Origin of the sequence: Saccharopolyspora rectivirgula DSM 43747, from assembly GCF_000497205.1 — a bacterium.
Taxonomy (GTDB): Bacteria; Actinomycetota; Actinomycetes; order Mycobacteriales; family Pseudonocardiaceae; genus Saccharopolyspora; species Saccharopolyspora rectivirgula.
On the sequence record NZ_AYJW01000014.1, the window covers coordinates 53,912 to 63,001 of the forward strand.

The following is a 9,090-nucleotide window of genomic DNA, read 5'->3' on the forward strand; positions in this document are numbered from 1 at the left end:
CTCAGATCAATACGGAGAGTAATGTTCGCTCGCAAGTGTCACCAGGTCAAGTTGGTCTTGGGCGTAGATGGGGCGAGGAGCGCCACACCACCCGGACGATTGACCTGTCATCGCTGATAGCGTACAGGGTAGCTCGGCAGTCAGCAGGTGCCAGCGGCATCGGCGCTGCTGGGCCGCTCACACACCATCCTTTAAGGACCCGTCCAGTGAGGCGGGGAAGGAGGTCCACATCCGTGGCGTCACGCCAACAGGCGGGCGCGGCGGGCCAGGCGGAGCAGCGCGAGCTGCTCTCGTCCGGTGACGTTGCGCGAACAGTAGCCAGAATCGCCCATCAGATCATCGAGAAGACCGCTCTGGACACCGGTCGCACCAATACGGTTCTGCTCGGCATCCCCACTCGGGGCAAACCGCTGGCCCAGCGGCTCGCGGACCGCATCCACGAGTTCAGCGGTGTGTCCATTCCCACAGGCACGCTCGACATCACGCTCTACCGCGACGACCTGCGCAAGCGCCCGAACCGGCCGCTCGAACCCACCCGGTTGCCAGCGCAGGGCATCGACGACGCCCTCGTGGTCCTGGTGGACGACGTGCTGTTCTCCGGCCGGACCGTGCGGGCTGCGCTGGACGCGCTGCGCGACCAGGGGCGGCCGCGGAGCGTCCAGCTGGCGGTGCTGGTCGACCGCGGGCACCGGGAGCTGCCCATCCGGGCCGACTACGTGGGCAAGAACATCCCCACCGCCCGATCCGAGGAAGTCGCGGTGCAGCTCGCGGAGGTCGACGGCGTTGATTCGGTCGTCCTGCGCCGAGGAGGGCAGCGTTGATGCGCCACCTGCTCTCCGCTGAAGACCTCGACCGGGAGAACGCCACCGCGGTGCTGGACACGGCCGACAGCCTCAAGCGCACCCTGCTCGGCAGGGAGGTGCGCAAGCTCCCCACCCTGCGCGGCCGGACCGTGGTCACCCTGTTCTACGAGAACTCCACGCGCACCAGGGTCTCGTTCGAGACCGCCGGCAAGTGGATGAGCGCCGATGTGATCAACGTGTCGGCCAGCAGCTCCTCGGTCGGCAAGGGCGAATCCCTGCGCGACACCGCGCTCACCCTCTCCGCGGCGGGCGCCGACTGCGTGATCGTCCGGCACCCGGCGTCCGGCGCGGCGCACCGGCTGGCCGACTGGCTGGTCGAGACGGGGACCAAGGTCGTCAACGCCGGCGACGGCATGCACGAACACCCCACCCAGGCCCTCCTCGATGCCGCCACCCTGCGGGAACGGCTCGGCGACTTGGCCGGGCGGCGGATCGGCATCGTCGGCGACCTGCTGCACAGCCGGGTCGCCCGGTCGAACGTCCACCTGCTGCGCACCCTCGGCGCCGAAGTGGTGCTGATCGCACCGCCCACCCTGGTGCCCTGCGGTGTCGAGCAGTGGGGCGCGCCGGTCCACCACGAACTGGATCCCCAGCTGCCGAAGCTGGACGCGGTGATGATGCTGCGGGTGCAGGCGGAGCGGATGCACGGGGCGTTCTTCCCGTCCGCGCGCGAGTACTCCGTGGCCTACGGGCTCAACGAGGACCGGCTGCGGCTGCTGCCCGAGCACGCGGTCGTGCTGCACCCGGGCCCGATGATGCGGGGCATGGAAATCGCCCCGTCGGTCGCCGATTCCCCGCGCGCTGCCATCACCCAGCAGGTCAACAACGGTGTGCACGTCCGGATGGCGGTGCTCTACCACCTGCTGGCCGGAGAGGAGGTTCCCGCATGAGCCGGGTGCTGTTGAAGCAGGTCCGCCCGTACGGCGAGGGCGACCCGGTGGACCTGCTGGTGGAGAACGGCCTGGTCGCCGACATCGCCCCGGAGATCGACGCCGACGCCGACGAGCTGCTCCACCTCGGCGGGGCCGTCGTGCTCCCCGGCTTCGTCGACCTGCACACGCACCTGCGGGAGCCGGGCAGGGAGGACGCCGAGACCATCGAGACCGGCTCGATGGCGGCGGCTCTGGGCGGCTACACCGCGGTGTTCGCGATGGCCAACACCGACCCGGTCGCCGACAACGCGGTGGTGGTCGAGCACGTGTGGCGCCGGGGGCGGGAAACCGGGCTGGTGGACGTGCACCCGGTGGGCGCGGTCACCGTCGGCCTCAACGGCGAGCAGCTGGCCGAGCTGGGAACCATGGCCCGCTCCGCGGCTCAGGTCCGGGTGTTCTCCGACGACGGGCGGTGCGTGCACGACCCGCTGATCATGCGCCGGGCGCTGGAGTACACCCGCAGCTTCGGCGGGTTGATCGCCCAGCACGCCGAGGAGCCCCGGCTCACCGTCCGCGCCCAGGCGCACGAAGGTGCGAACGCGGCCAGGCTGGGGCTGGCCGGTTGGCCGGCGGCGGCCGAGGAGTCGATCGTGGCGCGGGACTGCCTGCTGGCCGGGCACACCGGTGGTCGGCTGCACATCTGCCACGTCTCCACCGCCGGCACCGCGGAGATCCTGCGCTGGTGGAAGGCCCGGCAGGAGCCGGGGGAGGTCTCGGCCGAGGTCACCCCGCACCACCTGCTGCTCACCGATGAGCGACTGGCCACATATGACCCGGTCAACAAGGTGAATCCGCCGTTGCGCACGGAGACTGATGTCAGAGCGCTCCGGCAGGCGCTGGCGGACGGCACCGTGGACTGCGTGGCCACCGACCACGCTCCGCACGCGGCGCAGGACAAGGACTGCGAGTGGTCCGCGGCCCGGCCGGGCATGCTCGGCCTGCAGACCGCGCTGAGCATCGTGGTGCAGACCATGGTGCGGGCCGGGCTGCTCGACTGGCGCGGCGTGGCGCGGGTGATGAGCGAGCGGCCAGCCGAAATCGCCGGCCTGGCCGACCAGGGACGACCGGTCGCGGTCGGGGAACCGGCGAATCTGGCCGTCGTCGACCCGGACGCGGTCTGGACGGTGCGAGGAGCTGAGCTGGCCAGCCTGGCGAGCAACTCGCCGTACGAAGGAATGCGGTTGCCCGGACGAGTCGTGGCGACGTTGCTGCGCGGCCGGGTCACCGCGCACGAAGGCAAGGTGAGGCGCTGATGGCGCGTGCGTTGTGGGTGCTGGCGCTGATAGCGCTGGCAGCCCTGGTCGTCTACGGAATGCGGCGGGGATGGGTCAATCGCGCCAAGCGCCAAGCAGCCCAGCTGCCGGAGTTCCCCGTGCTCCCGGAGGAACCGGGCGGAGCGGAACTGCTGCCCGCGGCCACCGGCATGTACGTGGGGACCACCTTCGCCGGTGACTGGCAGGACCGGGTGGTGGTCGGTGACATCGGCCACCGGGCGAACGGCACCGCCCGGCTGTGGAAGTCGGGGCTGCTGCTGGACCGGGAGGGCGCCAGCTCGATCTGGATCCCGGCCGAAGCCGTGGTGGACGCCCGACTGGACCACAAGCTGGCCAACAAGGTCGTGCCCGGCGTCGGCATGGTCGTGGTGACCTGGCGGCTCGGCGAGCACCTGCTGGACACCGGTTTCCGCGGTGACGAGAAGACGACGCAGAGCGAATGGGTGGAGGCGGTCCGGGCGCTAGGACCGGCTTCCGCTCCGGACGACAACCGCTAACAGGCGGCAGGAGGACGAATGACCGCGCACATCCCGGCCACACTGGTTCTGGAGGACGGCCGGATCTTTCGCGGGAAGGCTTACGGCGAGGTCGGCAAGACCCTCGGCGAGGTGGTCTTCACCACCGGCATGACCGGTTACCAGGAAACCCTGACCGACCCGTCGTACCACCGCCAGATCGTGGTGCAGACCGCGCCGCAGATCGGCAACACCGGTTGGAACGAGGAGGACAACGAGTCCAACCGCATCTGGGTCGCCGGCTACGCGGTGCGCGACCCCGCGCGCATCCCGTCGAACTGGCGTTCCCGCCGATCGCTGGAGGAGGAGCTGCAGCGCCAGGGGGTCGTCGGCATCGCCGGGATCGACACCCGTTCGCTGACCCGGCACGTACGCGAGTTCGGCGCCATGCGCGGCGGCATCTTCTCCGGGGACGCGCTGCGCTCGGACGAGGAGATGATCGCCGAGGTGGCCGCCAGCGACGGCATGGTCGGCGCTTCGCTCGTCACGGACGTGACCACCGCCGAGCCCTACGTGGTGCCGGCCAAGGGGGAGAAGCGGTTCACCGTCGCCGCCCTGGACCTGGGCATCAAGGCCAACACCCCGCGGATGATGTCCGAGCGGGGCATCGAGGTGCACGTGCTGCCGGCGAGCGCCACGTTCGACGAGGTGCTCTCGATCGGACCGGACGGGGTGTTCCTGTCCAACGGCCCCGGTGACCCGGCCACCACCGACCAGCAGGTGGAGGTGGCCCGGCAGGTGCTGGACCGCAAGCTGCCCCTGTTCGGTATCTGCTTCGGCAACCAGATCCTCGGCCGTGCGCTCGGCCGCGGCACCTACAAGCTCCAGTACGGGCACCGCGGGAGCAACATCCCGGTGATCGACGCGGCCACCGGCAAGGTCTCCATCACCTCGCAGAACCACGGGTTCGCGGTGGAAGGCGAGCCGGGCGAGCAGTTCAGCACCGATTTCGGCCGTGCCGTGGTCAGCCACCACTGCGCCAACGACGGCGCGGTGGAAGGGCTGGCGCTGCTGGACGGGCCGGCGTTCAGCGTCCAGTACCACCCCGAAGCGGCAGCCGGCCCGCACGACGCCGCGCCGCTGTTCGACAAGTTCGTTGAGTTGATGAGTGAGGCACGCTGATGCCCAAGAGGACTGATATCGAGCACGTTCTGGTCATTGGCTCTGGCCCGATCGTCATTGGGCAGGCGTGCGAGTTCGACTACTCCGGTACCCAGGCCTGCCGGGTGCTCCGCAGCGAAGGGCTGCGGGTTTCGCTGGTGAACTCCAACCCGGCCACGATCATGACCGACCCGGAGTTCGCCGACTCCACGTACATCGAGCCGATCACCCCGGAGTTCGTGGAGAAGGTCATCGCCACCGAGCGCCCGGACGCGCTGCTGGCGACGCTGGGCGGGCAGACCGCGCTGAACACGGCTGTCGCCCTGCACGAGAACGGCGTGCTGGAGAAGTACGGCGTCGAGCTCATCGGAGCGGACATCAACGCCATCCAGCGCGGCGAGGACCGGCAGCAGTTCAAGGACATCGTCCGCTCCGTCGGCGGGGACGTGCCGGAGAGCGCCGTCTGCCGGTCGATGGAGGAGGTCCGGGACTTCGTCGCCAAGCACAGCTTGCCGGTGGTGATCCGGCCGAGCTTCACCATGGGCGGGTTGGGCTCCGGCATGGCCCACACGCCCGAGGAACTGGAGGAGATGGCGGCGTTCGGGCTGGCCGAAAGCCCGGTGCACGAGGTCCTGATCGAGGAGAGCGTGCTCGGGTGGAAGGAGTACGAGCTCGAGCTGATGCGCGACGGGTCGGACAACGTCGTGGTCGTGTGCTCCATCGAGAACATCGACCCGATGGGCGTGCACACCGGTGACTCGGTGACCGTCGCCCCCGCCATGACGCTGACCGACCGCGAGTACCAGAAGATGCGCGACCTCGGCATCGCGGTGCTGCGGGCGGTCGGGGTGGAAACCGGCGGCTGCAACATCCAGTTCGCGGTGGAGCCCAAGACCGGCCGCATGGTGGTCATCGAGATGAACCCGCGGGTGTCGCGCTCCTCGGCGCTGGCGTCGAAGGCCACCGGTTTCCCGATCGCCAAGATCGCCGCCAAGCTCGCGGTCGGCTACACGCTCGACGAGATCCGCAACGACATCACCGGGGAGACCCCCGCCAGCTTCGAACCCGCGCTGGACTACGTCGTGGTGAAGGTGCCGCGGTTCGCGTTCGAGAAGTTCCCCGGCGCGGACCCGGAGCTGACGACCACGATGAAGAGCGTCGGCGAAGCCATGGCCCTGGGCCGCAGCTTCTCCGAGGCGCTGGGCAAGGCGCTGCGCTCGATGGAGACCAAGGCGGTCGGGTTCTGGACCAAGGACGACCCCGAGGGGGAGACCCTCGAGTCCGCTTTGGAGAAGTTGCGCACGCCGCACGACGGCCGCCTGTACACGGTGGAACGCGCGCTGCGCTACGGGGCTTCGGTGCAGCAGGTGGCCGAGGCCTCCGGCATCGACCCGTGGTTCGTGGACCAGATCGCCGCGCTGGTGGAGCTGCGGGCGGAACTGGTGGAGTCCCCGGTGCTCGACGCGGACCTGCTCCGCCGGGCCAAGCGGGCCGGGCTGTCGGACCGGCAGATCGCCGCGCTGCGACCGGAACTGGCCGGCGAGGACGGGGTGCGCGCGCTGCGGCACCGGTTGGGGGTCCGCCCGGTCTTCAAGACCGTGGACACCTGCGCCGCCGAGTTCGCCGCCCGGACGCCCTACCACTACTCGGCCTACGAGCTGGACCCGGCGGCCGAGTCGGAGGTGACCGAGCAGCGCGAGCGGCCCAAGGTGATCATCCTGGGTTCCGGTCCGAACCGGATCGGGCAGGGCATCGAGTTCGACTACTCGTGCGTGCACGCGGCGATGGCGCTGCGGGAAGCCCCGGACAACGGCGGTCGCGGCTACGAGACCGTGATGGTCAACTGCAACCCGGAGACGGTGTCCACCGACTACGACACCTCGGACCGGCTGTACTTCGAGCCGTTGACCTTCGAGGACGTGCTCGAGGTGGTGCACGCCGAGCAGGAGTCGGGCACGGTGGCCGGTGTCATCGTCCAGCTCGGCGGCCAGACCCCGCTGGGGTTGGCCAAGCGGCTGGCCGACGCCGGGATCCCGGTCCTGGGGACTTCGCCGGACGCGATCAACATGGCCGAGGACCGCGGTGCGTTCGGTGACGTGCTGGCCGGGGCGAACCTGCCGGCCCCCAAGTACGGCACCGCCACCAGCTTCGAGGGCGCCAAGCGGATCGCCGACGACATCGGCTACCCGGTGCTGGTCCGCCCCTCGTACGTGCTCGGCGGGCGCGGCATGGAGATCGTCTACGACGAGGCGTCCCTCGAGGACTACATCGCCCGGGCCACCGAAGTTTCGCCGGAGCACCCGGTGCTGGTGGACAACTTCCTCGACGACGCCATCGAGATCGACGTGGACGCGCTGTGCGACGGCAACGAGGTCTACCTCGGCGGCGTGATGGAGCACATCGAGGAAGCGGGCATCCACTCCGGTGACTCGGCCTGCGCGCTGCCGCCGATCACGCTGAGCCGCCAGGACATCGAGCGGGTCCGCCGGTCCACCGAGGCCATCGCCCAGGGCATCGGCGTGCACGGCCTGCTCAACGTGCAGTACGCGTTGAAGGACGACGTGCTGTACGTGCTGGAGGCGAACCCGCGGGCTTCCCGCACCGTCCCGTTCGTGTCGAAGGTGACCGCCGCGCCGCTGGCCAAGGCGGCTGCCCGCATCATGCTGGGCGCCAAGATCTCCGACCTGCGCGCGGAGGGCCTGCTGCCGGCGGAGGGCGACGGCGCCGCCCTCCCGGCGAACGCGCCGGTGGCGGTCAAGGAAGCGGTGCTGCCGTTCCACCGGTTCCGCACTCCGGAGGGCTACGGGGTGGACTCGCTGCTCGGGCCGGAGATGAAGTCCACCGGTGAGGTCATGGGCATCGACACCTCGTTCGGGCAGGCCTTCGCCAAGTCCCAGGCGGGCGCCTACGGTTCGCTGCCGACCAAGGGCCGGGTGTTCGTCTCGGTGGCCAACAAGGACAAGCGGGCGCTGGTCTTCCCGGTCAAGCGGCTGGCCGATCTCGGCTTCGAGATCCTGGCCACCACGGGAACCGCCGACGTGCTCCGCCGGAACGGGATCCCGGCCACGGTGGTGCGCAAGCACACCGAGGAGGTCGCCGACGGGGAGAAGGACGTGGTGGACATGATCAAGTCGGGTGAGATCGACATGATCATCAACACCCCGTACGGCAACCCCGGACCGCGGGTCGACGGGTACGAGATCCGCACCGCGGCGGTGTCCCGGGACGTCCCCTGCGTCACCACGGTGCAGGGCGCGGCGGCTGCCGTGCAGGGCATCGAGGCGGCGATCCACGGCAACATCGGGGTGCGTTCGCTGCAGAAGCTGCAGGCAGCGATCCGGCAAGACGGGACGCTGGAGTGACCGGGCAGCCCGGCTTCGGTCAGCGGCTCGCGGAATCGGTGCGGGCGCGCGGTCCGCTGTGCGCCGGCATCGATCCGCACCCGTCGCTGCTGCGCTCGTGGGGCCTGACCGAGGACGCCGGCTCGCTGGAGCGCTTCGCGCTGACCGCGGTGGAGGCGCTGGCCGGTGAGGTCGCGGTGATCAAGCCGCAGTCGGCGTTCTTCGAGGTCTGCGGGTCGGCTGGGATCGCGGGGCTGGAGAAGGTGATCGAGCAGTCCCGGCAGGCGGGGGCGCTGGTGCTGCTGGACGTCAAGCGAGGGGACATCGGGTCCACGATGGCCGCTTACGCTTCGGCCTATTTGGACTCCGGTGCACCGCTGGCCGCGGATGCGATCACCGTTTCCCCTTACCTCGGTTACGGTTCGCTGGTTCCGGCCATCGAGCTCGCCGAGCGCACCGGTCGCGGGGTGTTCGTGCTGGCCCGCACTTCCAACCCGGAGGGCGCGGAGTTGCAGCAGTCGGCCCACGGCAGCGGCGCTTCGGTCGCTCAGTCCATCGTGGACTCCGCAGCTGAGACCAATGTGGACGTGGAACCGATGGGGCATGTCGGGGTGGTGGCCGGAGCCACGATCCGTCCCGGGGAGTTGGACTTCTCCCGGCTCAACGGGCCGATCCTGGCGCCCGGTCTGGGCGCCCAGGGGGCGACGGTGCAGACCTTGCAGGAGGTCTTCGGTGAAGCCCTGTCGAACGTGCTGCCGGCCTCCTCCCGCGACATCCTCCGCCACGGCCCGGCGGTCAGCGACCTGCGCGCGGCGGTGAGACGGGTTCGGGACGAAGTGGCGAGCTTGGTCCACGACTGAGCGCCAGAACGAAGGGGCCTTTGCCGATGCAACCGGCAAAGGCCCCTTTTCGTCCAGCGTTGTTTGCTTTCGAGAATGTGGATGCGAATCCCCTGTCCGATAACTGCTCGATTCATTAGAGCGTGTCTCACTTGGCTTGTTTGAGCTTCTTGAAGCAGGTCAGTGCGGCGGCGAGGGCGAGGAAGCCTTTGAAGGCATCGGCGC

Annotated in this window: 7 protein-coding genes; all 7 read left to right on the plus strand. The window is 69.8% G+C overall.

Features of this window, described 5'->3' with window-relative positions; all coding sequences use genetic code 11:
• The first annotated feature begins 233 nt into the window (after positions 1–233).
• Genes pyrR through pyrF form a run of 7 tightly spaced genes read left to right on the plus strand, consistent with a single transcriptional unit; the run spans position 234 to position 8,886 of the window.
• A complete protein-coding gene (pyrR, locus tag SREC43747_RS0106270; RefSeq protein WP_029720299.1) occupies positions 234–821 on the plus strand; it encodes a bifunctional pyr operon transcriptional regulator/uracil phosphoribosyltransferase PyrR in 588 nt (195 codons plus the stop codon).
• Complete coding sequence (locus SREC43747_RS0106275) at positions 821–1,753, plus strand: aspartate carbamoyltransferase catalytic subunit (protein WP_029720300.1); 933 nt, start codon at positions 821–823, stop codon at positions 1,751–1,753. Before pyrR ends, SREC43747_RS0106275 begins: the two co-directional genes overlap by 1 nt.
• Entirely contained in the window at positions 1,750–3,048 is a 1,299-nt protein-coding gene (locus SREC43747_RS0106280) for a dihydroorotase (RefSeq protein ID WP_029720301.1), read from the plus strand. Before SREC43747_RS0106275 ends, SREC43747_RS0106280 begins: the two co-directional genes overlap by 4 nt.
• Complete coding sequence (locus SREC43747_RS0106285) at positions 3,048–3,566, plus strand: PH-like domain-containing protein (protein WP_029720302.1); 519 nt, start codon at positions 3,048–3,050, stop codon at positions 3,564–3,566. The genes SREC43747_RS0106280 and SREC43747_RS0106285 overlap by 1 nt, the downstream gene beginning before the upstream one ends.
• Before the next feature lie 18 nt (positions 3,567–3,584).
• Complete coding sequence (gene carA, locus SREC43747_RS0106290; RefSeq protein WP_029720303.1) at positions 3,585–4,706, plus strand: glutamine-hydrolyzing carbamoyl-phosphate synthase small subunit; 1,122 nt, start codon at positions 3,585–3,587, stop codon at positions 4,704–4,706.
• A complete protein-coding gene (carB, locus tag SREC43747_RS0106295; RefSeq protein WP_029720304.1) occupies positions 4,706–8,047 on the plus strand; it encodes a carbamoyl-phosphate synthase large subunit in 3,342 nt (1,113 codons plus the stop codon). Before carA ends, carB begins: the two co-directional genes overlap by 1 nt.
• The gene (gene pyrF / locus SREC43747_RS0106300) at positions 8,044–8,886 is read left to right on the plus strand and encodes an orotidine-5'-phosphate decarboxylase (protein ID WP_029720305.1); all 843 of its coding nucleotides are present in this window, start codon (positions 8,044–8,046) and stop codon (positions 8,884–8,886) included. Before carB ends, pyrF begins: the two co-directional genes overlap by 4 nt.
• The last annotated feature ends 204 nt before the right edge of the window (positions 8,887–9,090 follow it).